At 57.2% G+C, this 25,727-nt stretch carries 24 protein-coding genes; all 24 read right to left on the bottom strand.

Features of this window, described 5'->3' with window-relative positions; all coding sequences use genetic code 11:
- The gene (locus ACYZUA_RS02540; protein ID WP_461961957.1) at positions 1–627 is read right to left on the bottom strand and encodes a glutathione S-transferase family protein; all 627 of its coding nucleotides are present in this window, start codon (positions 625–627) and stop codon (positions 1–3) included.
- A gap of 130 nt (positions 628–757) precedes the next feature.
- Positions 758–1,660, bottom strand: a complete 903-nt coding sequence (locus tag ACYZUA_RS02535; protein WP_461961956.1) for a LysR family transcriptional regulator — start codon at positions 1,658–1,660, stop codon at positions 758–760.
- A gap of 607 nt (positions 1,661–2,267) precedes the next feature.
- Complete coding sequence (locus ACYZUA_RS02530) at positions 2,268–3,389, bottom strand: aminotransferase class V-fold PLP-dependent enzyme (RefSeq protein WP_461961955.1); 1,122 nt, start codon at positions 3,387–3,389, stop codon at positions 2,268–2,270.
- Between the two features lies 1 nt (position 3,390).
- Positions 3,391–4,593 carry an MFS transporter gene (locus tag ACYZUA_RS02525; protein WP_461961954.1) on the bottom strand — a complete coding sequence of 401 codons (1,203 nt, stop codon included), beginning with the start codon at positions 4,591–4,593 and terminating at the stop codon, positions 3,391–3,393.
- A complete protein-coding gene (locus ACYZUA_RS02520) occupies positions 4,593–5,843 on the bottom strand; it encodes an ATP-grasp domain-containing protein (protein ID WP_461961953.1) in 1,251 nt (416 codons plus the stop codon). The genes ACYZUA_RS02525 and ACYZUA_RS02520 overlap by 1 nt, the downstream gene beginning before the upstream one ends.
- A 13-nt stretch (positions 5,844–5,856) precedes the next feature.
- Entirely contained in the window at positions 5,857–6,828 is a 972-nt protein-coding gene (locus tag ACYZUA_RS02515) for a proline dehydrogenase family protein (RefSeq protein WP_461961952.1), read from the bottom strand.
- A gap of 4 nt (positions 6,829–6,832) precedes the next feature.
- Entirely contained in the window at positions 6,833–7,897 is a 1,065-nt protein-coding gene (locus ACYZUA_RS02510) for a fatty acid desaturase family protein (RefSeq protein ID WP_046044932.1), read from the bottom strand.
- A 246-nt stretch (positions 7,898–8,143) separates the two neighbouring features.
- Complete coding sequence (locus ACYZUA_RS02505; RefSeq protein WP_046044931.1) at positions 8,144–8,860, bottom strand: helix-turn-helix transcriptional regulator; 717 nt, start codon at positions 8,858–8,860, stop codon at positions 8,144–8,146.
- Positions 8,861–9,360: 500 nt separating this feature from the next.
- Complete coding sequence (gene glmS, locus ACYZUA_RS02500; protein WP_461961951.1) at positions 9,361–11,193, bottom strand: glutamine--fructose-6-phosphate transaminase (isomerizing); 1,833 nt, start codon at positions 11,191–11,193, stop codon at positions 9,361–9,363.
- Position 11,194: 1 nt separating this feature from the next.
- On the bottom strand, positions 11,195–11,971 hold the full coding sequence (locus ACYZUA_RS02495; RefSeq protein WP_461961950.1) for a DeoR/GlpR family DNA-binding transcription regulator: 777 nt from the start codon (positions 11,969–11,971) through the stop codon (positions 11,195–11,197).
- Between the two features lie 224 nt (positions 11,972–12,195).
- Positions 12,196–13,563: a bifunctional UDP-N-acetylglucosamine diphosphorylase/glucosamine-1-phosphate N-acetyltransferase GlmU gene (gene glmU / locus ACYZUA_RS02490; RefSeq protein WP_461961949.1), complete on the bottom strand. Its 1,368-nt coding sequence runs from the start codon at positions 13,561–13,563 to the stop codon at positions 12,196–12,198.
- Positions 13,564–13,679: 116 nt separating this feature from the next.
- Positions 13,680–14,105 (bottom strand): F0F1 ATP synthase subunit epsilon, encoded by a 426-nt coding sequence (locus ACYZUA_RS02485; protein WP_033059677.1) that lies wholly within the window; start codon positions 14,103–14,105, stop codon positions 13,680–13,682.
- Between the two features lie 45 nt (positions 14,106–14,150).
- Complete coding sequence (atpD, locus tag ACYZUA_RS02480) at positions 14,151–15,530, bottom strand: F0F1 ATP synthase subunit beta (protein WP_461961948.1); 1,380 nt, start codon at positions 15,528–15,530, stop codon at positions 14,151–14,153.
- 27 nt (positions 15,531–15,557) lie between these two features.
- A complete protein-coding gene (gene atpG / locus ACYZUA_RS02475; protein ID WP_461961947.1) occupies positions 15,558–16,418 on the bottom strand; it encodes a F0F1 ATP synthase subunit gamma in 861 nt (286 codons plus the stop codon).
- A gap of 50 nt (positions 16,419–16,468) precedes the next feature.
- The gene (gene atpA, locus ACYZUA_RS02470) at positions 16,469–18,013 is read right to left on the bottom strand and encodes a F0F1 ATP synthase subunit alpha (RefSeq protein WP_033059681.1); all 1,545 of its coding nucleotides are present in this window, start codon (positions 18,011–18,013) and stop codon (positions 16,469–16,471) included.
- Between the two features lie 21 nt (positions 18,014–18,034).
- Positions 18,035–18,571 carry a F0F1 ATP synthase subunit delta gene (locus ACYZUA_RS02465; RefSeq protein WP_008155712.1) on the bottom strand — a complete coding sequence of 179 codons (537 nt, stop codon included), beginning with the start codon at positions 18,569–18,571 and terminating at the stop codon, positions 18,035–18,037.
- 12 nt (positions 18,572–18,583) lie between these two features.
- Positions 18,584–19,054 carry a F0F1 ATP synthase subunit B gene (locus ACYZUA_RS02460; protein ID WP_008027535.1) on the bottom strand — a complete coding sequence of 157 codons (471 nt, stop codon included), beginning with the start codon at positions 19,052–19,054 and terminating at the stop codon, positions 18,584–18,586.
- 56 nt (positions 19,055–19,110) lie between these two features.
- Positions 19,111–19,368, bottom strand: coding sequence for a F0F1 ATP synthase subunit C (gene atpE / locus ACYZUA_RS02455; protein WP_002555987.1), 258 nt, complete (start codon positions 19,366–19,368; stop codon positions 19,111–19,113).
- 133 nt (positions 19,369–19,501) lie between these two features.
- Positions 19,502–20,371 (bottom strand): F0F1 ATP synthase subunit A, encoded by an 870-nt coding sequence (gene atpB / locus ACYZUA_RS02450; protein WP_347803508.1) that lies wholly within the window; start codon positions 20,369–20,371, stop codon positions 19,502–19,504.
- Positions 20,372–20,387: 16 nt separating this feature from the next.
- A complete protein-coding gene (locus ACYZUA_RS02445) occupies positions 20,388–20,795 on the bottom strand; it encodes a F0F1 ATP synthase subunit I (RefSeq protein ID WP_111448179.1) in 408 nt (135 codons plus the stop codon).
- A gap of 147 nt (positions 20,796–20,942) precedes the next feature.
- The gene (locus ACYZUA_RS02440) at positions 20,943–21,815 is read right to left on the bottom strand and encodes a ParB/RepB/Spo0J family partition protein (protein WP_008027541.1); all 873 of its coding nucleotides are present in this window, start codon (positions 21,813–21,815) and stop codon (positions 20,943–20,945) included.
- A gap of 9 nt (positions 21,816–21,824) precedes the next feature.
- On the bottom strand, positions 21,825–22,622 hold the full coding sequence (locus ACYZUA_RS02435; RefSeq protein WP_008155709.1) for a ParA family protein: 798 nt from the start codon (positions 22,620–22,622) through the stop codon (positions 21,825–21,827).
- An 18-nt stretch (positions 22,623–22,640) separates the two neighbouring features.
- The gene (rsmG, locus tag ACYZUA_RS02430; RefSeq protein WP_008155708.1) at positions 22,641–23,285 is read right to left on the bottom strand and encodes a 16S rRNA (guanine(527)-N(7))-methyltransferase RsmG; all 645 of its coding nucleotides are present in this window, start codon (positions 23,283–23,285) and stop codon (positions 22,641–22,643) included.
- Positions 23,282–25,180: a tRNA uridine-5-carboxymethylaminomethyl(34) synthesis enzyme MnmG gene (gene mnmG, locus ACYZUA_RS02425; RefSeq protein WP_461961946.1), complete on the bottom strand. Its 1,899-nt coding sequence runs from the start codon at positions 25,178–25,180 to the stop codon at positions 23,282–23,284. The genes rsmG and mnmG overlap by 4 nt, the downstream gene beginning before the upstream one ends.
- Between the last annotated feature and the right edge of the window lie 547 nt (positions 25,181–25,727).

Here is a 25,727-nt window from a genome sequence, read left to right as displayed (position 1 = left end):
TCAGGCAGTTTTTTGCAGACCGGCAACGGTGCGCGGCATGCCGACAAACCCTGGCAACGCTTCGATCCGCGCCAGCCAGACCCGGATGTTGGCGTAGTCTTCCAGCGACACATTGCCTTCTGGCGCATGGGCGATGTAGCTGTAGGCCGAAACGTCGGCAATGGTCGGCTCGGCACCCGCCAGATACGGCGTTGCGGCCAGTTCCTGATCGATCACTTTGAGCACGGTGTGGGAGTAAGCGATCACCTCTCCAGCGTTGTAACCCGCCCCAAACACCGTGATCAGCCTCGCTCTGGCGGGGCCAAAGGCAATTGGCCCAGCGGCAATCGACAACCAGCGCTGAACCTTGGCCGCCCCCACGGGATCGGCTGGCAACCAACGGCCGTTGCCATACTTTTGCGCCAGGTAAACCAGAATCGCGTTGGAGTCGGCCAGCACCACGCCTTGATCATCGATGACCGGAACCTGACCAAAAGCGTTGAGCGCGAGGAAATCCGGCTGTTTGTGCGCGCCCTTCGGCAAATCGACAAAGATCAGCTCGGTCGGCAGATGCAGCAGGGACAGCATCAGCTCTACACGATGAGCGTGGCCGGAACGTGGGAAGTTGTAGAGTTTGATCGCTTGCATGGTCGACTCCGCTGGGTGGTGGCGCTGTTGACAGTGTTCAGCACCGATGGGGCGCTATCTTCCACCCGCAACCAAAACAACAGAATAACCAGCCAACGCAATCCATTATTTCACTAGGTGAAATAAACCATCACGCCTGCAAGGACGGATGCTCACGCAGCACGCTCACCGCAAAATCCACAAAACTGCGAATCCGCGCAGGGGCCTTGCGCCCGCCCTGATAGACCACATGGATAGGCAAGGGCGGCAGTTCGAAGTCCGCCAGAACGATTTCCAGCTCACCGGAGGCGACTTTGCTCGCGACCTGATAAGACAGAACCCGGGTCAACCCCAAACCCAGGCATGCCGCCGTAATGGCCGCCTGATTCGCCGTCACCACCAGGCGCGGCGCTGGTCGAACACTCAGCGGCTCTCCCCCTTCGAGGAACGGCCAGGCTCTCGACTGACCGATAGAGGACGTCGCAATAACCGGCGCCTGAGCCAGGTCCTGAGGATGTCGAGGTCGACCACGGGCCGTCAGGAATTCCGGCGATCCACATATCACCCGCCGAACCTCACCCACGCGAATCGCGTGCTGATTACTGTCGGGCAACTCACCGATCCGCACGGCGACATCAATGCCCTCCTCGACCATGCTCACCACTCGATCGACCAGCAACCCATTAATGCTGACTTCAGGAAACTGCGTCAGATAATTCACCATTACTGGCGTGACAAACAGCTCACCGAACAACACCGGCGCAGTAATCGTCAGCTGCCCACGCGGTTGGGTATGGCTGCCCGCCGCCGAGTCCTCGGCTTCCTGCACCTCGGCGAGAATCCTCCGACAGTCTTCCAGGTAACGCTGACCCGCCTCGCTCAAATGCACGCTGCGGGTAGTGCGCGTCAGCAGCAGTGTGCCGATGCGTTTCTCCAGCGCCGCCACGGCGCGAGTGACACTGGCTGCCGACAAGCCCAGACGCCGCGCCGCCGCCGAGAATCCTTGGTCTTGGGCGACAGCAGCGAAGACCTGCATTTCCTGGAATCGGTCCATGGGTGTGTCCTCAATTCAGATAAAAAAAATCGCAACCGTAGGCTGCGATTTTTAATGTTGTGACGAAACAATAAAGATTGTCACAGCACCCTACGTATTCCGGGGCCTGTAGGACACCACAGGGCTAGCTCTTTGAAAATAAAGTTTGTCACAAAACTCCAAATCTCCAAAAAATGGCTCCGCTGCAAACAATAAAGATTGTCACAAGGCCTTCGGGGTTACGAGCGCCCGAGCACCGTCAGGGGACCTTGATGGTATGGTCCATGGTGGCGTGCGTGTTACGACACAGGGTGGCGAACTCTTCACATGACAGATTCCCCTGCCATTCAAGGCGTGATACTCGCGCTGATAAACCAAAAGTAAGGATCGATCAGCACTATCTCTTTAGATAGTCGCAACAAACTAAGCAATGCCCCAACGATTGCACAGCGTCAGGATCGCTAGTCGTTCGCTCTCGCTCAACGCATTGCGCGGCGTGGGTCGTACCGTGGTGGTTCGGGCAACAGCGGCGCGGAGCAGCCGGTCACGCGCAAGAGCATCGTGACCGCGCTGCAACAGCAAAGCGCTTTTGACGGCTACACCATCGCCGCCCATTGAGTGGCCGCAGCTAAAGACTCCGCAGGATCACCAGAGCCTGTTCAATCTGGGCGAGGGTGATGTGCCGGCTCACTGAGGCACGCACAAAGTGCGTGACGCCCAGGTCCTTGAGCAGCAAAGGGGTATGGGCGGCAGTGCCCGCCCATAGGTTGAGCCCCAGCTCGCGGGCCTGGCGGACAAATGCCTGGGCCGGCATGTTGTGCGGCACGAAAGAGGCAATCCCGGTCTGTTCGAACTGGTCACACATAAGCGTTAACTGCGGCAGACGCCGCAACTCCTGCACCAACAGCGCATAGGGCTCCGTGCTCACCTGCCCGCCGCCCACCTGCACGTACTCCTGCAACGCTGTGTGCAACCCCACCAGCGCCGAAAAGCTCTTTTCAGCGATCTCCAGCACCCGCGCCCCGGACATGTCCACCCGGTTGACCTGGCCATCCGTGCTGGCGGCGTGCAAATCGGCAAAATTCAGCTGCAACTGGCCAAGCAGGCGGGGCGACACGTAGGCAATCCCACTGCCACGGGGCCCGCAGAGAAACTTGCGGCCCGCGCCCGTCAATAGATCACAGCGGATGTCGCGCACATCCAGCGGCAACTGCCCCAACGACTGGCACGCATCCACCACATACAGCGCGTTCGAGCCTTTGAGCAGCCCACCCAGCGCTTCCACTGGATTGATCACCCCACAGCACGAGGGCAGGTGCGAAACGCTGACGAGAAACACGTCCTCGTCCAAATGCCGCTGCACCCATTCCAGGTCCAGCGGGCTGGTGGCCGTGGTCGGGATCACTTCGACGCGGATCTCACGCGATAGCTTGAGGTAGTTAAAGAAGATCAGGTTCGCCGCGTATTCCGAGGTCGACACCCAAACCCGCTTACCTCGGGGGAATTGCAGCTTGCTGAGAATGCTGGTCCAGGCTTCGGTGGCACTGCTGAAAAAGCCAATCTGCGAAGGCTGTGCATTCAACAGCCCGGCCGTCACCCGATACAGGTCGACGTTGAGCAATTCTTCGTAGGCCAGTTCGGTCTCATAGCTGCCCATTTGCGCTTCAATGGCGGTAAAACGCTGGATCGCATTCAGAGTGGCCGACGACATAAGGCCCGCACCGGCAGTGTTCAGATGCACCACATTCATTTCACACTTCCTTGTTCCACAAGACAGTCGACCCTTTCATTACCCCCACCGCCACCGCGAACAACAGCAATACCGTGCCCGCCAGCAGCCACGGCGAAGGCAGGGATGGCTGTGACACCAGCATGAACGCCAGCGACGGCGTGAGCATCACGCCGATATTGACTCCCGCCGAGTAATAGCCGAGGTTGCGGTCCACGGTATGACGGCTGGAGATACTGCTGACGTAGTGGGTGATGCCTGGAAACACGATCATCTCCCCCAGACTCCAGAACACGGTGGCCACCAGCAACAATGCGCCGATATGGCTGAAGCCCATCAGGAAGAACCCCACGCCGGCCACCAGGAAACCGGCCACCAGCGACCGGGTGCTCGACAGGTGCGACATCCGCTGGTTGATCGGCACTTCGAATAGAATCACCAACAGTGCATTGATGAAAAAGATGATACCGACGTAGTACGCCGGCAATTCGGTGTAATTGATGATGTAGGCCGACAGAAAAGTCGGCGGCAGCGCATAGGCAATGTGCACCGGCAATGCCGCCAGCAAAATCACCAGCAAGCGCGAACGCTCATGCAATGTGCTCTCCGGCAACCCATTGCCCTTGCTGACGACCGCAGCCCCTTGAGTCGCCGGCACCGCACGCCCGAACTGCAGGCAGGCGACGAAGGCCACCAGGGACAACGCCGCGTTGATGTAAAATACCGCGTCGGCGTTACTCAGGAAAATCAGGCTGCCCAGCAGTGGCCCGATCGCCATGCCGATGTTGATCGCCAGGCGGTTGCAAGAGAACGCCACTTTGCGCGACTCACTACTGCTGTGGCTGACTGTTTCGGAGAACGTCGCGGGAGTAAATGCCTCGTAGCACCCCCCCCATAGAAACGACAGCACAAACAGCACCGCGGTGTTATCCACCGACGGGATGATCAGCAGCAGCAGCGCGTTGAGCAACAACGAACCGAGGATCACCCGATTGGCGGAACACCGCTTGATCACCCCGCCGATGATCAAGTCCACAAACAATGCACCCGCGCCATAAACGCCCACCAGCAAACCTGCGGTGCCCGCCGATACGGCGTGCTGATGAATCAGGTACGCCGCATAGAAAGGGAACGCCATGGTGCCCATGCGGAACACCAGGGTGATCAGGAACAGCAACTGCAAGCGAGCGCTGAGCCCGCGCAATGCGCGATAAGTGCCCATCATCAGCGGATCACGTAGACGTTGTCTTTGTTCTGGCGGATCAGCTCGTAATCCTGGTCGATATCGCGCTGGCTCTCCGATACCAGGAACACCCGCAGCGGGCTGCTGAGCAGGTCCACGGTCCTTTTCATCAGTTTGCCGGCCTTGTATTTGACGCTCAGCTTATGCACCGAGGGCAGCCCCTCGATCAGGTGGATGGCCTCTTCATTGAAGCCGGTAACCTCACCTTGCAGCGTGGTGTCGGTGTTGATGACGCAAGCTTCCTTGAGCTTGTGGTAGCGCTTGCCAGCGTAGTTTGCCTTGAACGCCTCACCGTCGCAGTACGCCAGGTAGGTAAGCTGTGCCTGGTTGCCGCCCAGGCTGATGTCATGGAACTTGGGTTCCATGTTGCCGTTCAAGCGAGCACCGACTTCCACCAGCGCGGGGCCGGCTTCGGTGAGGATCACTTCCGAATGGGCCGGGCCGTTATTGATACCCAACGCCTTGAGCACCTGCACGATATAGTCCACCAGCACGTTGGCCTCGGCACTGTCCGGGGCAATCAGCACGTCGCGGTCGTAAATGTTCTTGCCGCCGCTGATTTCGCGCTTCACGTAGCGCCAGATCCCACAGACGTAGGCCTGCCCATCACGGCTGACGGTATCGACGATGTACTCCGGGCCTTTGAGGTAGGACTGGCAAAGAATCTCGGTATTGGCCAGGCCGAAGATATCCAGGTTGGACACCACTTCCTCACAAGCACGCTTGACGTCTTCGGCGTTGTGGCAGATCGAAACCCCGTCGGTCGAGGCCGAGCTCAGCGGCTTGATCACGCAGGGAAACACTTGGCCGGCCTCTACCCAGGCCAGCAGCTCGGCGGGGTCCGACGATTTGATCTGGCGTGCCGTCAACAGGCCCGCGGCGGCGACTTTTTTGATCATTTCAAACTTGTCGCGGCGAGCGCGTGAGCCAGCGCTGCCGTTGGAGGTGGACAATTGCAACTGTTCACTCAAGTAGTCGGCAAATGGCACGCCAGGCTCCTGGCCGGCAATGACGGCGACTACGTTGAATTCACGCAGACGTCGCACGATTTCTTCGGCATTGTCGTTGTATGCCAAATTGTGCTCGAACTCCGACAGGTTCGGCCCGAGCATGCTCGGCATCAACTCGGGGGTGCTCTGTACATGGATCAGGCTGAAACCGGCATCCCGGAAATATTGCGGCAGGAAATTACCGCTCGAGTAGACATCCACCAACGCGACGTACTGCTTCATAAGAATGTCCTTTTCAGTAATGAGTGGCGGTTTCAGAGGCCCGTGGCGAAGCCACGTCATCCAGCGCCAGGAAAATGTTCTGCGGAAACTCAGCCACACGGTGCAGCAGATGCAAGTACCAGTTGGTGCCATACACTGCCGATACCCGGGCCCTGACCTGGCCTTGGTCTTTTACCGCCTTGATCAGTTCAGGGCGCACGCCGTGGAGCATCTCCAGCTCGCCGCGGTTGGCGATGTGGCTGGTGAGGATTTCTTCAATCAGCAACGGGTCCTGGGTCGCGAAAGCAAACTGCCCACGGCCGCCATTGATCCGGTCCAACAGCCCCAGGTAACGCTCGTTGAGGGCCTGACCACGGGGCAAAGCAATCGCGGCAGGCTCAGCATAGACGCCTTTGACCAGGCGCACTTTGCAGCCGGTTTCCAGGACCGCCCCCAGGTCATCCGGGGTTCGGTTCAACTGCGCCTGCAGGGTGATCCCCACGTTGGGGAAGCGCCCGCTCAGTTGCAGGAAGATATCGAGGATCGAATCCGTCCATTGGGAGCGCTCCATACTGATGATCACACCCACATTCTTGTCGGCCGCATGGGTCAGGATCTTCGAGCAGTTCTCGATCGCCAGTTCCCGGGAAATGATAGTGCCGACGTTAGACAGGTCGAACCCCAGTTGAGGTGGTTCGCCGAGCTTGGGATGCTGCACGATCAAGTCGATCAGCTTCAGGTATTCGTCGGTTGCAGTGGTCACTTCGGCCAACGTAGTCGCTTCCTCGCCGACGAACTCGACACCCGTGCGATAGCCTTTTCCCAACAGGGCAGCCAGCTTGTCGAGCATCTCCAGGCGGTCTTCGGAAATGATGTAGCGAAGGGCTGCAGGACGCAGGAAATCACGCAGCGTCTCGCTGGCCAGGAACAAGTCACGATAGGTCTTGTTCGCCGCCAGTTTCTTCAGGGCCAGGGTAGCCAGCAAGCTGTTATCAGTAGTGTTCATGGCGTTAAACCCCGGAAGCCTGGTTGAGCATGCGACGTGCGAAACTCGAATCGTCGCCTTGATTGACAATCTTGTGGGCACGGAACTTGGCCGCGTAACTGAGCAGGGTCTCTTTATGGCGGCTATGCCGGTCGCGAGTAAAAATACCGGCCCACATGTTGTCCCAGCGCGCGTACTCAGGGTGTGACATCAGCAGCTTGTGTGCCTTGCGCATATTCCAATGGGGTATCGACGGGTGCAGGTGGTGCACAAGGTGATAGTTATCGTCATGGCGACCAAAAAAGAAGTTTTCCAGCACGTTGCCTTTACGGTTACGGGTCAGCAAGAGCTTATCGGTCTCTACGGCAGGCAGCGGATAATGCTCGGCGAGTTCGATGATCCAGCCTACGGCGACGGCGGTGGTGAATAGCGGTACCAGCCAGAACAGCACCAGTTCAGCGACCACGCCAAACCAGACGGCCACCGCCAGAATCACCGCCCAGTAGGCCCACATCACCCTGCGTTCATTGCGGATGCGGGGGTCCTGGCCCTGGACCCGGTCCTTGACCACGTACTTGATGTACTGAAGGGTCCTGTAGCCGGACAGCGCCATCACCACGTTTTTCAAGAAAAACTCATGCTCGCTCTGTTGCAAGTCGTATAGGCCGCATTTGAGATGAAAATTGTAGTCAGGGTCTTTTTCCGGATGCCCCAAGTGCACATGATGGTTCTTGATGTGCGATGTGCTGTAGGACTGATACAGGTGGAAAACCATGTAGCCCGAGAGAAATGTACCGGCGAACCAGTTAATCGCACGGTTTTTCGCCAAGACCTTGTGGGTTGACTCGTGTAGCACGTTCGTCAGGGCACGTTGGGTGGTACCGATCAGAAATAGCGAAAGCGGATAGAACCAGTAGCTGACACCCAGGGACAGGTAGATGGCAAAGACGATGATTGCGTAGTCCTTACCCAGCGCTATGGCCCAGTGATAGTTATCCTTCTTGCACAGATGCTTGAGCATTCCGAAGGTTTCACGGGAAATACCCGCAGCGTATTCGCCAACAGGCCCTTTGTTTTTATCGACCAGCATAATCACTCCATAATTAAGCGGCACGCTGCAACACCAGGCTCATTGCTGGGCTAAGGTTTTTTCAGGTGTTGCGGCTATTGTTTTTTTGCCTGAGCTAGACTCATCGGCTGCAAAAAAACTAAAGCACCGCTTGATCGCGAACAAGCTGCCCTTTTAGACAGGTAGGGCCAAATCACGCGCGCACGCACGCCAGCCGGTAAAAATTCACCGGCTGGCGTGGCATTGGCAGATGGGAGTGCCTGCTGATCAGGCCTGTTCGCGGATGTAGCCCAGTTGCAAGGCTTTGCGAATTGCGGACTTTCCGTTGGTGACATCCAACTTGCTGAAGATATTCTTCATATGGAACTTGACGGTGCGCGGGCTCATTGAAACCAAGAGCGCTATTTCGTTATAGGTCTTGCCCAGGCTGGTCCAGGACAACACCTCCGTTTCCCGAGGCGTGAGTACAGTTTCCTGTAAAACTGGGGCGCGCACGGCTACGTCGCTTTCCAAGGCCTCGTCGTAGACCGAGACCAGCAGCATCTGCAGCTCACTTTTGTTAGCCAGCACTCTCTCGCGAAACTGCTGGTGTTCGCCGAAGCTGCACAGGTTGAGGATGGAATAAAAACCCCGATTGCCATGCACGATAAAACTGGCTCCCTCACCGACGGGTGCACAGGGCCCCGGCACCGGGACCGCTTCTGCTGCGGGCGCGAGAATGTTTTCATCGCTCCAGAAAAACGGTTTTATGCGGCGCTTGGACAAAGACAGTAATTGACCGCGTTGGTAGAAGTCATCCGCAGAGTCACCGCGGTCCAGCGCATCGGGATAATTGGTGATGATTTCCGCTTCATCCAGCGTCGGCCCACACTGATAAACCTCGAAATGCCCAAGGCCACGTCTGCTCAGCTCGGCATCGAGCAATTGGTGCACGTCGACGGATTGCATGGGCGCGTTGTTATTGGTTGGACTATCGCTTCGCATGAATATCATCCCTGATAAGTGACAACGACGGAGGCTAGCGATCTGGCGGAGGCGCTTTAATCCTGAAGCGCCTCATCAGAGTCGACCCGCGCTGTAGGAAATTTCCCAAATCAAAGGCAAGAATGAAACATGCCCTACCAGCCTTGTCCAGTGCTGCTTCCGACAAGGAGCCGACAGTGGGCAGGCGAGGCCCGTTCTGGTCCCCTTCTGGCTTGTAACTACCTTCGAGCGCATTGGCTTGCGAGGTGACGATTGAACCTGGCTCATCTGGCTAACCGGACTACCTAAATGACGTGGCAGTGCCCCGGGAGGAGCATTGCTGATAGAGAGGAGGGATCCCACGCTGCCGAGTCGCAGCACAGGGTATTAAGAATCACAACCTCACAAAAAGATTGTGAACCTCATTGACGATTGCGGTTGCTTCCCCGACGTAGGGAAGCGACCGCAACCGTGACAACCTTTATTTATTGCAGACAAATGTTCCATCACCTGTGGATAACTTATTCCACCGTCACCGACTTCGCCAGATTCCGTGGCTGGTCAACGTCGGTGCCTTTCAACACGGCAACGTAATACGAAAGCAACTGCAGCGGAATGGTGTAGAGAATCGGCGACAGGATGTTGTGGATGTGTGGCATTTGCACAACGTGCGTGCCTTCGCCATTGGTCATGCCGGCCTGCTCGTCTGCGAAGACGATCAGCTCGCCGCCACGGGCGCGGACTTCCTGGAGGTTGGATTTCAACTTCTCCAGCAGTTCGTTGTTCGGTGCCACGGTGACCACTGGCATGTCGTTATCCACAAGCGCCAACGGACCGTGTTTCAGCTCGCCGGCCGGATAGGCTTCGGCGTGGATGTAGGAGATTTCCTTGAGCTTGAGCGCCCCTTCCATCGCCACCGGGAATTGCGCGCCACGACCGAGGAACAGCGTGTGGTTTTTCTCGGCGAACAGTTCGGCGATTTTTTCGACGGTGCCGTCCATGGCCAGGGCTTCGCCGAGGCGGGCTGGCAGACGACGCAGTTCTTCAACCAATGTGGCTTCGACGCCGTTGGCCAACGTGCCTTGAACCTGACCCAAGGACAGGGTCAACAACAGCAGACCGACCAGCTGTGTGGTAAAGGCTTTGGTCGAGGCCACGCCGATTTCGCGACCGGCCTGGGTCAGCAGTGTCAGATCGGATTCACGCACCAAGGAGCTGATGCCGACGTTGCAAATCGCCAGGCTGGCGAGGTAACCCAACTCTTTGGCGTTACGCAGGGCAGCCAGGGTGTCGGCGGTTTCGCCGGACTGGGAGATGGTCACGAACAGGGTGTCGGCCTGCACCACCACCTTGCGGTAGCGGAATTCGCTGGCAACTTCGACCTGGCAAGGGATGCCGGCCAGTTCTTCGAGCCAGTAACGGGCAACCATGCCGGCGTGGTAACTGGTGCCGCACGCGACAATCTGCACGTTACGCACTTTGGCGAACAGCTCGGCCGCCTGTGGACCGAACGCTTGCACCAGCACTTGATTCTGGCTAATGCGACCTTCCAGGGTGCGCTGCACCACGGCCGGTTGCTCGTGAATTTCCTTGAGCATGTAGTGGCGGTATTCGCCCTTGTCGGCGGCTTCGGCACCATCGCGGTACTGCACCGACTCACGTTCAACCACCTGGCCGCTAACGTCCCAGATCTGCACGCTGTCGCGGCGAATTTCGGCGATATCCCCTTCTTCCAGGTACATGAAACGGTCAGTGACCTGGCGCAGGGCCAACTGATCGGAAGCCAGGAAGTTTTCACCCATGCCCAGACCAATGACCAGCGGGCTGCCGCTGCGGGCGGCAACCAGACGATCCGGTTGCTGAGCATTGATGACCGCCAGACCGTAAGCACCATGCAGCTCTTGCACGGTCGCTTTCAGGGCTACTGTCAGGTCGGGTTGCAGCTTGAGTTTCTCATGCAGCAAATGCGCGATGACTTCAGTGTCGGTGTCCGAGGTGAACACGTGACCCAAGGCTTTCAGTTGCTCGCGCAGGGCTTCGTGATTCTCGATGATGCCGTTGTGCACCACCGCCAGATCACCCGAAAAATGCGGGTGAGCGTTGCGCTCGCACGGCGCACCGTGAGTGGCCCAGCGGGTGTGGGCAATACCCAGGCGGCCGACCAGCGGTTCTTCGGCCAACGCCATTTCCAATTCACTGACCTTGCCCGGGCGACGCAGGCGCTCAAGCTTTTGGTCATGGGTATAGACCGCTACACCTGCACTGTCATAGCCACGGTATTCCAGGCGTTTCAGGCCTTCGAGCAAGATGGCGGTGATATTACGTTCTGCGACTGCGCCGACAATTCCACACATGCTATTTCTCCTGATTGACAGCCGCGAGAATCAAGTTGATTCCGCGGGCCTGAATCTGATCCCGTGCCTCGAGCGGCAAGCGATCATCGGTAATAAGGGTATGGAAGCTGCTCCAGGGCAGCTCCAGGTTGGGGATCTTGCGGCCGATCTTGTCGGCCTCCACCATGACAACCACTTCCCGGGCGACTTCAGCCATGACTCGGCTCAGCCCCAACAGTTCGTTGAAGGTGGTGGTACCGCGAACCAGGTCGATGCCGTCGGCACCGATGAACAACTGGTCGAAATCGTAAGAGCGCAGGACCTGCTCGGCCACCTGCCCCTGAAAGGACTCGGAATTCGGGTCCCAGGTACCGCCGGTCATCAACAGCACCGGCTCATGCTCAAGTTCGCTCAAGGCATTGGCGACATGCAAGGAGTTGGTCATCACGACTAGGCCCGGTTGCTGGCCGAGTTCCGGAATCATCGCCGCCGTGGTGCTGCCACTGTCGATGATGATTCGCGCATGCTCGCGAATCCGCTCAACGGCGGCGCGAGCGATGGCCTGTTTGTATTTGGACACCGGCTGACCAAGGTCGGCCACCAGCTCTTGAGGCAGGGTGATCGCTCCGCCATAGCGGCGCAACAGCAAACCGTTGCTCTCTAGCGCCGCGAGATCCTTGCGGATCGTAACTTCCGACGTTTCGAAGCGCTTTGCGAGCTCATCCACACTGACTTCGCCCTGCTCATTGAGCAAGGCGAGGATGTTGTGACGGCGTTGAGGTGTATTGCGTTTCGACATGGCTGTTAAGTTTCGATTCGAAAGATAGCGGAAGCAATCAAAACCTATCGACGAAACTTCGTCAAGGGTGGGGCGATAAAAAGACCTGTGGATAAAAGCATCGCGGGCAAGCCTTGCTCCTAGTTTTAGGTTGTTCACATAAATGTGTGAACGACGCTGACCTGTAGGAGCATGGCTTGCCCGCGAAGGCGATCTCAAGACCGCCGCATGAGCTTGTGGATAACTCAGCTCTTCTTGATTTTCTCAGGCCGCTTCCAGCCATCGATATTCTTCTGCCGCGCACGGCCCACGGCCAACTGCGCGTTATCCACATTCTGCGTAATGGTCGAACCAGCAGCAGTGGTTGCACCGGAAGAGATATCCACAGGCGCTACCAACGAGTTATTGGAGCCGATGAACACATCTTCACCCAGCACGGTTTTCCACTTATTGGCGCCATCGTAGTTGCAGGTAATGGTGCCCGCGCCGATGTTGGTACGCGCGCCAATCTCGGCATCACCCAGATAGGTCAAATGACCGGCCTTGGCGCCTTCGCCCAAGTGAGCGTTTTTCAACTCAACAAAGTTACCCACATGGGCGCGTGCTTCCAGCACAGTACCTGGACGCAAACGAGCGAACGGGCCGGCATCGCTGCCTTCGCCGAGAACTGCGCCTTCGATGTGGCTGTTAGCCTTGATCACCACACCTTTGCGCAAGGTACTGTCCTTGATCACACAGTTCGGGCCGATTACCACGTCATCCTCGATAACGACCTTGCCTTCGAGGATCACGTTGATGTCGATCAGCACGTCGCGGCCGACGGTGATTTCACCGCGCACATCAAAACGAGCCGGGTCACGCAGGGTCACGCCTTGAGCCATCAAACGACGGCCGGCGCGCAGCTGATAGTGACGCTCAAGCTCGGAAAGCTGCTTGCGATCGTTAGCGCCCTGCACTTCCATGGCGTCATGCGGTTGCTCGGTGGCCACCACCAGACCGTCGCTCACCGCCATGGCGATCACGTCGGTCAGGTAGTACTCGCCTTGGGCGTTGTTGTTCGAGAGACGGCTCATCCAGCCAGCCAACTGCGCGAACGGCAGCGCCAGAATGCCGGTGTTGCCTTCAGTGATCGCACGTTCGGCTTCGTTGGCGTCTTTCTGCTCGACGATGGCAGTCACTTTGCCGTCAGCGTTGCGGACGATGCGGCCATAGCCGGTTGGGTCGTCCAGTTCGACTGTCAGCAAACCAAGTTGCTGCGGCGCTACTTGCTTGAGCAGACGCTGCAGGGTCTCGACTTCGATCAATGGCACGTCACCATAAAGAATCAGGACGGTGTCGGACTCAATAAAAGGAACCGCTTGAGCTACCGCGTGGCCAGTCCCAAGCTGTTTGTCCTGCAGGACGAAATTAAGATCATCAGCCGCCAGACGCTCACGCACTGCATCGGCGCCATGGCCAATCACTACGTGGATGCGCTTTGGATCAAGTTGCCGGGCGCTGTGGATAACATGGCCGAGCATCGAGTTGCCGGCAATCGGGTGCAGTACTTTCGGCAGTGCCGAACGCATGCGAGTGCCTTGACCAGCAGCGAGGATAACGATTTCTAAAGACATGACTGGCTACCAATCCTGGGTGGTCAGCGGCTGCGACCAGGTTATGAATATCTAAAAAGAAAAAAGGGTAGCCGAGGCTACCCTTTTTAATCAATCGCACAACAAGTAGTGGCCTATTAGTGGCCGAACTTCTTGCGGATCTGCTGGACGGTGCGCAGCTGAGCTGTAGCCTCGGCCAGACGTGCGGCGGCAGAACCGTAATCGAATTCTGCACCACGGTCATGCAAGGCCTTCTCGGCAGCCTTGACGGCTTCCTGAGCGGAGGCTTCGTCCAGGTCGGCAGCACGTTGCACAGTGTCGGCAAGTACCTTGACCATGTTCGGCTGAACCTCGAGGAAACCGCCGGAGATGTAATACACCTCCTCTTCCCCGCCCTGCTTGATCAGGCGGATCGGGCCCGGCTTGAGATTAGTGATCAGCGGCGCGTGACCCAGGGCGATACCAAGATCACCCAGTGCACCGTGCGCAACCACCATCTCGACCAGGCCGGAGAAGATTTCCCCTTCCGCGCTGACGATATCGCAATGGACTGTCATAGCCATCTGATTGCCTCAACCTAAATTAGCGCCCGTTGCCGGGCGCCGGGATTACAGTTTCTTGGCTTTCTCGATCGCTTCTTCGATGCCGCCGACCATGTAGAACGCTTGTTCTGGCAGGTGGTCGTAGTCACCGTTGAGGATGCCTTTGAAGCCAGCAATGGTGTCTTTCAGGGAAACGTATTTACCCGAAGCACCGGTGAAGACTTCAGCCACGAAGAACGGCTGCGACAAGAAACGCTGGATCTTACGAGCACGGTTTACCAACTGCTTGTCGGCTTCCGACAGCTCGTCCATACCCAGGATCGCAATGATGTCCTTCAGTTCTTTGTAACGCTGCAGAACATACTGTACGCCGCGAGCGGTGTCGTAGTGGTCCTGGCCGATTACGTTCGGGTCCAGCTGGCGCGAAGTCGAGTCGAGTGGATCGACCGCTGGGTAGATACCCAGGGAAGCGATGTCACGGGACAGAACGACGGTGGCGTCCAAGTGGGCGAAAGTGGTCGCTGGCGACGGGTCAGTCAAGTCATCCGCAGGTACGTATACCGCTTGGATCGAGGTGATCGAGCCGTTTTTGGTCGAAGTGATACGCTCTTGCAGAGTACCCATCTCTTCGGCCAGGGTCGGCTGGTAACCTACTGCGGAAGGCATACGGCCCAGCAGTGCGGATACTTCAGTACCGGCCAGGGTGTAACGATAGATGTTGTCGACGAACAGCAGAACGTCGTTACCTTCGTCACGGAACTTCTCGGCCATGGTCAGGCCGGTCAGTGCTACGCGCAGACGGTTACCCGGCGGCTCGTTCATCTGACCGTAAACCAGTGCCACTTTGTCCAGAACGTTGGAATCCTTCATCTCGTGGTAGAAGTCGTTACCCTCACGAGTACGCTCACCCACACCGGCGAACACGGAATAACCGCTGTGCTCGATGGCGATGTTACGGATCAGTTCCATCATGTTTACGGTTTTGCCTACACCGGCACCACCGAACAGACCGACTTTACCACCCTTGGCGAACGGGCAAACCAGGTCGATAACCTTGATGCCGGTTTCCAGCAGGTCGTTGCCGCCAGCTTGTTCAGCGAAGGTTGGCGCAGGACGGTGAATGCCCCAGCGCTCTTCGGTGTCAATCGGGCCAGCTTCGTCGATCGGGTTGCCCAGTACGTCCATGATCCGGCCCAGGGTCGCTTTACCGACCGGTACGGAGATGGCTGCGCCAGAGTCGTTGACTTCCAGACCGCGCTTCAAGCCTTCGGTGGAACCCATCGCAATGGTACGAACCACGCCGTCGCCCAGCTGTTGCTGAACTTCCAGAGTGGTCCCTGCCGCGCTTTGTACCAACAGTGCGTTGTAGATGCTCGGTACGCTGTCGCGTGGAAATTCCACGTCGATAACGGCGCCGATGATTTGAACGATACGTCCGCTACTCATAGCTGGATCCTCTGAATATTTGAACCGTTAAACCGCGGCAGCGCCGCCGACGATTTCCGAGATCTCTTGGGTGATCGCAGCCTGACGCGCCTTGTTGTAGACCAGCTGCAAATCGCTGATCAAATCACCGGCGTTGTCGGTAGCGTTCTTCATCGCGATCATCCGCGCAGCTTGTTCAGCCGCGTTGTTCTCGACCACCGCCTGGTAGACCTGCGACTCGACGTAGCGGACCATCAAGCCGTCAAGCAGCTCTTTGGCATCCGGTTCGTAGAGATAGTCCCAGTGGTGCTTGAGTTCTTGATCTGCGGTTGCCACCAGTGGAATCAACTGCTCCACGGTAGGCAATTGCGTCATGGTGTTGACGAACTTGTTGGACACCACGGACAGGCGATCAATACGGCCGTCCAGGTAGGCATCCAGCATCACCTTGACGCTGCCAATCAGATCATTGATCGACGGCTCTTCACCCAGGTGACTGATAGCTGCAACGACGTTACCGCCGAAGTTGCGGAAGAAAGCCGCACCCTTGCTACCAACAACACACAGATCGATCTCGACGCCGTTTTCGCGGTTTACCGCCATGTCCTTGACCAGGGCCTTGAACAGGTTGGTGTTCAAGCCACCACACAGACCACGGTCACTGCTCACTACGACATAACCGACGCGCTTGATTTCACGCTCGATCATGAAGGGGTGGCGATATTCCGGGTTGGCGTTGGCCAAATGACCAATAACCTGGCGGATGCGCTCCGCGTAAGGACGGCTAGCAGCCATGCGCATTTGTGCCTTGCGCATTTTACTGACCGCCACTTTTTCCATGGCGCTGGTAATCTTTTGCGTGCTTTTGATGCTCGCAATCTTACTGCGAATCTCTTTTGCGCCTGCCATGTAACACCTATCAGGTTAGCAAGCGGGAGCCTTGCGGCTCCCGCTGCGGCTTACCAGGTTTGGGTGGCCTTGAACTTCTCGATACCGGCTTTCATGCCAGCGTCGATTTCGTCATTGAAGTCACCCTTCACGTTGATCTTCGCCATCAATTCGGCGTGATCGCGGTTGAAGAAAGCAATCAGCGCTTGTTCGAAGCTGCCGATCTTGGCGATTTCAACGTCAGTCAGGAACCCACGCTCAGCGGCATACAGCGACAGCGCCATGTCAGCGATCGACATTGGTGCGTATTGCTTCTGCTTCATCAGCTCGGTAACGCGCTGACCATGCTCAAGTTGCTTACGGGTCGCTTCGTCCAGGTCAGAAGCGAACTGGGCGAATGCCGCCAGTTCACGGTACTGAGCCAGAGCGGTACGGATACCACCGGAGAGCTTCTTGATGATCTTGGTCTGAGCGGCACCACCCACACGGGATACCGAAACACCGGCGTTCACAGCAGGACGGATCCCGGAGTTGAACATGGCCGATTCCAGGAAGATCTGACCGTCGGTGATGGAAATCACGTTGGTCGGAACGAACGCGGAAACGTCGCCAGCCTGGGTTTCGATGATCGGCAGTGCGGTCAGGGAACCGGTTTTGCCGGTCACTGCGCCGTTGGTGAACTTCTCTACGTACTCTTCCGAAACGCGGGATGCGCGCTCCAGCAGACGGGAGTGGAGATAGAACACGTCGCCTGGGTAAGCTTCGCGGCCTGGTGGACGGCGCAGCAGCAGGGAAATCTGGCGGTAAGCCACTGCTTGCTTGGACAGATCGTCATAAACGATCAGCGCGTCTTCACCGCGGTCGCGGAAGAATTCACCCATGGTGCAACCGGAGTACGGTGCCAGGAACTGCAGTGCTGCAGATTCCGAAGCGCTCGCGGCAACGACGATGGTGTTAGCCAGTGCGCCGTTTTCTTCCAGCTTGCGAACCACGTTAGCGATGGTCGATTGTTTCTGACCGATAGCTACGTAGACGCAGAAAATACCGCTGTTTTTCTGGTTGATGATCGCGTCGATCGCCAGAGCGGTTTTACCGATCTGACGGTCACCGATGATCAGCTCACGCTGGCCACGGCCGACAGGAATCATGGCATCGACAGCCTTGTAGCCAGTCTGTACAGGCTGGTCTACCGACTTACGCCAGATCACGCCTGGAGCAACTTTCTCGACCGCATCGGTCTCGGTGTTGTTCAGCGGACCTTTGCCGTCAACTGGGTTACCCAGTGCGTCGACTACGCGACCCAGCAGTTCCTTACCAACCGGAACTTCGAGGATGCGGCCAGTGCACTTGGCGCTCATGCCTTCAGCCAGAGACTGATAAGAGCCCAATACAACGGCACCTACGGAGTCTTGCTCCAGGTTGAGAGCCATACCGAAGACGCCGCCCGGAAACTCGATCATCTCGCCGTACATTACGTCGGCCAGACCGTGAATCCGCACGATACCGTCAGATACGCTGACGACAGTGCCTTCGTTACGGGCTTGGGAGGTCACATCGAGCTTGTCGATGCGGCCCTTGATAATTTCACTTATTTCGGAAGGATTGAGTTGCTGCATTGCTCTGCTGCCCCTTCAAACTCAAGATTTCAATGCTTCGGCAAGGTTCGCGAGTTTGCCGCGAACCGAGCCATCGATTACCAGGTCGCCGGCGCGGATGACAATGCCCCCAATAAGGGATTTGTCTTCCTCGACTTGCAGGCGCACTTCCCGGTTGAGTCGTGCACTGAGAACCTTGGCGAGTTTGTCTTGCTGTTCTTGGTTCAATGCAAAAGCACTGGTGACTTCAACGTCTACCGATTTCTCTTGTTCGGCCTTGTACAGGTCAAACAGAGCGGCAATCTCCGGCAACAGCGGGAGACGGTCGTTTTCGGCAACGACGTTAATGAAGTTCTGTGCCTTCACATCAAACTTGTCGCCGCACACGTCAATAAACGTGGCGGCCTTGTCTGCGCTCGTCAGTCGCGGGGCCTTGAGCACGCGCTGCATGGTGTCGTCTTGCGACACTGCTGCAGCCAGGCCGAGCATGGCTGACCAAGAGGCCAGTTGCTGGTGGGCCTGGGCGTGCTCGAAGGCTGCCTTAGCGTAAGGTCGGGCCAACGTGGTCAATTCTGCCATGATCGCCCTCGCTTAAATTTCAGCAGCCAGTTTGTTTACCAGCTCCGCGTGCGCGTTTTGATCGATTGTGGCACCCAGGATCTTCTCGGCGCCGCCAACGGCCAGAGCACCCAATTGGGCACGCAGCGCGTCTTTGACACTGTTCAGTTCCTGCTCGATCTCGGCCTGAGCCTGAACCTTCACACGGTCAGCGTCGATACGGGCTTTTTCAACAGCCTCTTCGACGATCTGGTTACCGCGTTTCTTGGCTTGCTCAATGATTTCGGCTGCCTGAGCCTTAGCTTCGCGCAGTTGTTGACCCGCTTTATCTTGGGCCAACTCCAGGTCGCGAGCTGCTCGGGCGGCAGCGTCCAGTCCATCCGCGATCTTCTTCTGACGTTCGTGCAAAGCCGCGATGACCGGAGGCCACACGAACTTCATGCAAAACAGTACAAAAATGAAGAACGCAACGGACTGGCCAATCAGGGTTGCATTAATGTTCACGCCAACACCTCGCTCGTTCGTTGCACATCACACCAATTACTCGAAGGTTCGAGTAATTAGCCAGCGAGTTGACCAACGAATGGGTTCGCGAAGGTGAAGAACAGAGCGATACCAACACCGATCATGGTTACGGCGTCGAGCAGACCGGCAACGATGAACATTTTGACTTGCAGCATTGGAACCATCTCTGGCTGACGCGCTGCGCCTTCCAGGAACTTGCCACCCAACAGGCCGAAACCAATTGCGGTACCCAGTGCGCCCAGGCCGATCAACAGTGCAACAGCGATAGCGGTTAGACCAACTACAGTTTCCATCTTTCCTCCCGACTTTTACGTCGTATGGTTTAGGTTTTTTAGATTTTAAAGCGGTAAAACAAATCGTTTCATAGCCCTGTTCGGGCACCCACTCGTTTGACCGAGTGGGACATCAGACCAGTCGAGACTGGTCTTAATGGTTCTCTTCGTGCGCCATCGACAGGTAAACGATGGTCAGCATCATGAAGATAAACGCCTGCAGGGTGATGATCAGGATGTGGAACACAGCCCACGCCCACTGCAGAACTACGCCCAGGCCGCTAAGCCAGAGCAGACCACTGCCGAACATCACAGCGATCAGAATGAAGACCAGTTCGCCGGCGTACATGTTGCCGAACAGACGCAGTGCCAGAGAGATTGGCTTGGCGATCAGTGTCACGAACTCCAGCAGGAAGTTCACCGGGATCAGCAGGGCTTGAAGAAAGATGTTCTTGCTGCCGAAAGGGTGCAGGGTCAGTTCGCCGATGAAGCCGCCGATGCCCTTGACCTTGATGCTGTAGAAAATGATCAACGCGAACACCGACAGGGCCATGCCCAGGGTAGCGTTCGGGTCAGTGGTCGATACGGCACGGAACGGAATGTGCGAATCGCCAGTGATCAGGATGGCCAACTGAGGAATCCAGTCGACCGGGATCAGGTCGACGGCGTTCATCAGGAAGACCCAGACGAAGATGGTCAGTGCCAGCGGTGCAATCACCGGGCTACGGCCATGGAAGCTGTCTTTCACGCTGCCATCGACGAATTCGACCAATACTTCAACGAAGTTCTGCAAAGCACCAGGCTGACCGGAAGTCGCCTTCTTTGCCGCCATGCGGAAAAGAAGAACGAAGATCAGACCCAACGCGACCGACCAGCCGAGAGTATCGACGTGGAAAGCCCAGAAGCCCATTTCTTTGGCTTCTGCTGCGGTGTGGGCAAAACCCCACCCGCCAGTTGGGTGCTGACCGAAGGTCAGGTTCTGCAAGTGGTGCTGGATATAGCCCGAAGCGGTTGTCTCTGCCATGGTTGCCTCAAACGCCCTAAGGTCTCGAAAGTCTTGTTTTCATCAGCAGGGGCGCGAACCAGCTGACCAGTTGGGTCAACACGAAGACGCCGAATACAGCTAGCGGCGCCAATGGCTTCACACCTGCAAACGTCAATGCAAAGAGCACTGCCGTCAAAATTAACTTGCCCGCCTCACCGGCATAAAAAGACCGGACGATGGCTTGAGCTGCTCGGGCGCCGGAAAACCGAAATGCCCTGTGAGCGAAATAAACATTGGGTAGCAAGGCTATCAGGCCTCCGCAGAGTCCTGAGTACCCGGCTACGACTCCATGCCAGTACCAAAGCGCCAAAGCGGCCAGTACCAAAACGACAAATTGAGCCAGTAGGACCGGAAAAACTGCCAGGCGATGGAACGGCAAGCGGTTTGGCGTGCGGCTTTCCATCGTTTTGCTCCCCAATGATCGGCTGCCAGAATTCAATAACTTGGCATAATTTGTGCCGACAAAATGCGCGCAGAGTATAGGGGCGGTTCTGCCCCTATTCAACTGTCAGGTAGTGATTTCCGACTGCACGCTACATGAGGAAATGTTTCAGCGGATGTGTGCAAGTACACCTTGAAGCTCATCCAGGGAGTTGTAACCGATCACCAACTGCCCCTTCCCCTTTTTACCGTGGCGGATCTGCACCGCAGAGCCTAGGCGCTCAGCCAGACGCTGTTCGAGTCGAGCAATATCCGGGTCCGGCTTTACCGGTTCAGCAGGTTCCTGTTTACCACTCAACCACTGGCGAACCAGTGCTTCAGTCTGGCGTACAGTCAGCCCCCGTGCGACAACATGTCGCGCCCCTTCAACCTGTTGATTTTCCGGTAAACCGAGCAAAGCACGGGCATGACCCATTTCCAGGTCGCCGTGGGACAACATGGTTTTGATGACTTCCGGCAACGCGATCAAGCGTAGCAGGTTGGCCACGGTCACGCGGGATTTGCCCACCGCTTCTGCCACTTGTTGCTGCGTCAGCTGGAATTCCTGCTGCAAACGCTGCAAAGCCACCGCTTCTTCGATCGGATTGAGGTCTTCGCGCTGGATGTTCTCGATCAGCGCCATGGCGATCGCGGTTTCATCCGGTACATCGCGAACCATCGCCGGGATGGTTTCCTGGCCGGCCTGCTGGCTGGCGCGCCAGCGGCGTTCACCGGCGATGATTTCGAAGCGACCGCTGCCAATCGGACGAACCACGATCGGCTGCATCACGCCCTGAGCCTTGATCGACTGCGCCAGCTCTTCCAGCGCCTGAGGGTCCATGTCCCGACGCGGCTGATACTTGCCGCGCTGGATCAGGTCCAGGGGCAGGTGCTGCAGCTCACGCTGATCAGCCTGCACCGCCTGTTCTTCCAGCGAGCTGACAGTCGGACCACTCAGCAGTGCATCCAGTCCACGTCCGAGACCTCGTTTCTTGACGGCCATGGGGATTCCTTAAGTTGCCTGAGCAGCGGCAGTGCGTGAGTTTTTGCGTTGACGACGAACCATCTCGCCCGCCAATGCCAGATAGGCAATGGCGCCCCGCGATGATTTGTCATACGCCAGCGCCGGCATGCCATAGCTTGGTGCTTCGGCCAGGCGGATGTTGCGCGGAATCACCGTGTCATAGAGCTGCTCGCCGAAGTGTTCCTTGAGCTGCGCCGAAACATCGTTCATCAGGCTCAGGCGCGGGTCATACATGGTCCGCAACAGGCCTTCGACTTTCAGGTTCGGGTTCAGCAACTCAGCGATGCGCTTGATGTTATCCACAAGGTCGCTCAAACCTTCGAGCGCGAAGTACTCGCACTGCATGGGGATAATCACCCCGTCGGCGGCGACCAAAGCGTTCAGCGTGAGCATCGACAACGACGGCGGACAGTCGATCAAAATGTAATCGTAGTTTTCACGGATCGGCGCCAACGCACTGCGCAGGCGGCTTTCCTTCATCTGCATTTCCAGCAGAACCACTTCGGCCGCGGTCAGGTCGCGGTTGGCCGGCAGCAGCTGGTAACCACCGTGCTCGGAATAGTGCATGGCCTGGGCCAGGTCGCATTCGCCGATCAGCAGGTCGTAGACCGAGTTTTCCAGGCCGTGCTTATCCACACCGCTACCCATGGTGGCGTTGCCTTGTGGATCGAGATCGATCAACAGCACCCGACGCTTGGTAGCGACCAGGGAAGCTGCGAGGTTGATGCAGGTGGTGGTCTTGCCCACACCACCCTTTTGGTTCGCTATCGCGAATACCTTAGCCATTCTTGCTTGTGTTCCCAATCATGCCGTGCGGCGCAGTATCAGCAGATGGCGTTGGCCTTGGCAACCGGGTACGGCCAGGGCGTGTTCGCTATCGAGGTGGAAGTCTGCCGGCAATGCTACCAGCTCATCGGCGGGATGAACGCCCTTCATTGCCAGCCAACGTGTTTCGGTGTCGCCGAGGTGGCGAGTCCAGTTGCTGAAGTTCTCCATGCTGCTGAACGCCCGGGAGATGATCCCGTTGAATGGCTGAGCAGGCTGAAAAGCTTCGACGCGACTGTGGATAACTTGCAGGTTATCCAGTTTGAGTTCGAGTTTGACCTGGGTCAGGAAGCGGGTTTTCTTGCCGTTGCTGTCGAGGCAAGTGACTTGGGACTCTGGAAACAGGATGGCCAACGGAATACCCGGCATGCCACCACCGCTGCCGACGTCCAGCCAGCGACCGTTTTCGACGAACGACATCACGCTCAAACTATCGAGCAAATGACGGGAAACCATTTCATCCGGATCGCGTACGGCAGTCAGGTTGTAAGCCTTGTTCCATTTTATCAACAGGGCCAGATAACCCAGCAGCTGGGCATGCTGGGTTTCTGTCAGCGTGACACCAAGCTGGCGAGCACCTGTGGATAACTCTTCTGCGTGTTGTGAGGTGACCAACGAACTCAAGCGCTTTGCTCCAACTGACGGCCCGCGCCGCGTTTTTTCAAATGAATCATCAACAGCGAAATCGCTGCCGGCGTCACACCCGGGATACGCGACGCCTGGCCCAAAGTCTCTGGACGAGTCGCACCGAGTTTGCTCTGGATCTCTTTGGAGAGACCGGAAATATTCGTGTAATCGATATCCACAGGCAGTTTTGTGTCTTCGCTGGCCCGCAGCCGTGCGATTTCATCCTGCTGGCGATCGATGTAGCCGGCGTATTTGGTCTTGATTTCGACCTGCTCGGCGACTTGTGGATCTTCTGCGCCACCACCGGTCACGGCGATCAGACCAGCGTAGTCGATTTCCGGACGGCTCAGCAGGTTGAGCAAGTTGTACTCGTGGGTCAGCGGCGTGCCGAACTTCTCGGAAATCGCATCGCCTTGCTCGGTGCCCGGGCGAACCCAAGTACTTTTCAGGCGTTGCTCTTCCAGCGTGATGCTCTCGCGTTTGGTGCAGAACGCAGCCCAACGCGCGTCATCCACCAGACCCAGTTCGCGACCTTTTTCGGTCAAGCGCAGGTCGGCGTTGTCTTCGCGCAGGATCAGGCGGTATTCGGCGCGGGACGTGAACATCCGATACGGTTCCTGGGTACCCAAAGTAATCAGGTCATCGACCAACACTCCGATGTACGCCTCGTCGCGACGCGGGCACCAGGCATCTTTGCCCTGAGCACGCAGTGCGGCGTTGGCCCCGGCCAGCAAACCCTGGGCGCCGGCTTCTTCGTAACCGGTGGTGCCGTTGATTTGCCCGGCGAAGAACAGACCGGCGATGACTTTGGTTTCCAGGTTGTACTTCAGGTCACGCGGGTCGAAGTAGTCGTATTCGATGGCGTAACCCGGACGAACGATATGCGCGTTTTCCATGCCGCGAATCGATTGCACGATCTGCAGTTGCACGTCGAACGGCAGGGATGTGGATATCCCGTTCGGGTACAGCTCGTTGGTGGTCAGGCCTTCCGGTTCGATGAAGACCTGATGACTTTCCTTGTCGGCAAAGCGATGGATCTTGTCTTCGATCGACGGGCAGTAACGCGGGCCGATCCCTTCGATCAAACCTGCATCGGAATACATCGGCGAACGATCAAGGTTCGCGGCAATGATTTCGTGGGTACGGGCGTTGGTGTGGGTAATCCAGCAGCTGACCTGTTTCGGATGCTGCTCTTTGGAACCCATGAACGACATCACCGGGATCGGTGTATCGCCTGCTTGCTCGGTCATCACCGAGAAATCCACAGAACGACCGTCGATTCGCGGTGGCGTACCGGTTTTCAGGCGTCCGACGCGCAATGGCAATTCGCGTAAACGGTGAGCCAGGGCAATCGACGGCGGATCACCGGCGCGGCCACCGGAAAAATTCTGCATTCCGATGTGGATAAGTCCACCGAGGAAGGTGCCAGTGGTCAACACCACGGAATCCGCCAAGAAACGCAGGCCCATTTGGGTGACAACACCACGCACTTGCTCCTGCTCGACGATCAGGTCGTCAGCGGCTTGTTGAAATATCCACAGGTTCGGTTGGTTTTCCAGGGCTTCGCGGACAGCGGCCTTGTACAGAACCCGGTCTGCCTGAGCGCGGGTTGCACGCACGGCGGGGCCTTTGCGGCTGTTCAACACGCGAAACTGGATACCACCCTTATCGGTGGCCATGGCCATCGTGCCGCCGAGGGCATCGATTTCCTTGACCAGATGGCTTTTGCCGATCCCACCGATAGCGGGGTTGCAACTCATGGCACCGAGGGTTTCCACGTTATGCGTCAGCAACAGGGTTTTTGCACCCATGCGTGCTGAGGCCAGTGCTGCCTCGGTACCGGCATGACCGCCGCCGATGACGATCACTTCAAAACGGGAAGGGAAATCCACCACGCACCTCGTGCCTGCTTCAGTTAGGTAATCAGGAATAGTTTGAGCTCAGGTTTTGGACCTGGGCGGCAAGTATAGGGACTTCGCCCTTCCTAAAGAACCCTTTGCACAAAATTTAACCAGCTGTGGAGAAGTCGCGGTTATAGAAATTAAAAAGAAAGAAATTTATTAAATCTTTGTTTTTATGTTTATTTCTACTGAGCCACATTTCTGTGGATAGATCTCTACAGGCCTTTATATTCAATATGTACAGAGATTCAAAACCCTGTGGTCATGTGCCAAGGAGGCCCTTGGATAACCGGTTTAAGCCTGTGGATGAAAGGGGTGCTTATCCACAGGGGCGGTTATCTTCAGTTTTGAGGCCCTGTTATCAACTGCCCTTAGAGGCAGTTATTCACAGGGCTTAATCCACAGAAAACGGCTGAATAAGCAAATCCAGAGAACGGGAAATCCGCTCAAGCAGAAAGAATCTGCTCAGCACTGGAAGAGAATCCAGGAAAAGGAGGGAACAGACAGGCACGAATGGCCTGTCTGTGGACAACGGGGA

It is taken from the genome of Pseudomonas sp. LS2P72 (genome assembly GCF_054897865.1).
Note: the sequence above shows the minus strand (reverse complement) of the source record. Positions and strands in the feature narration are given on the sequence as shown.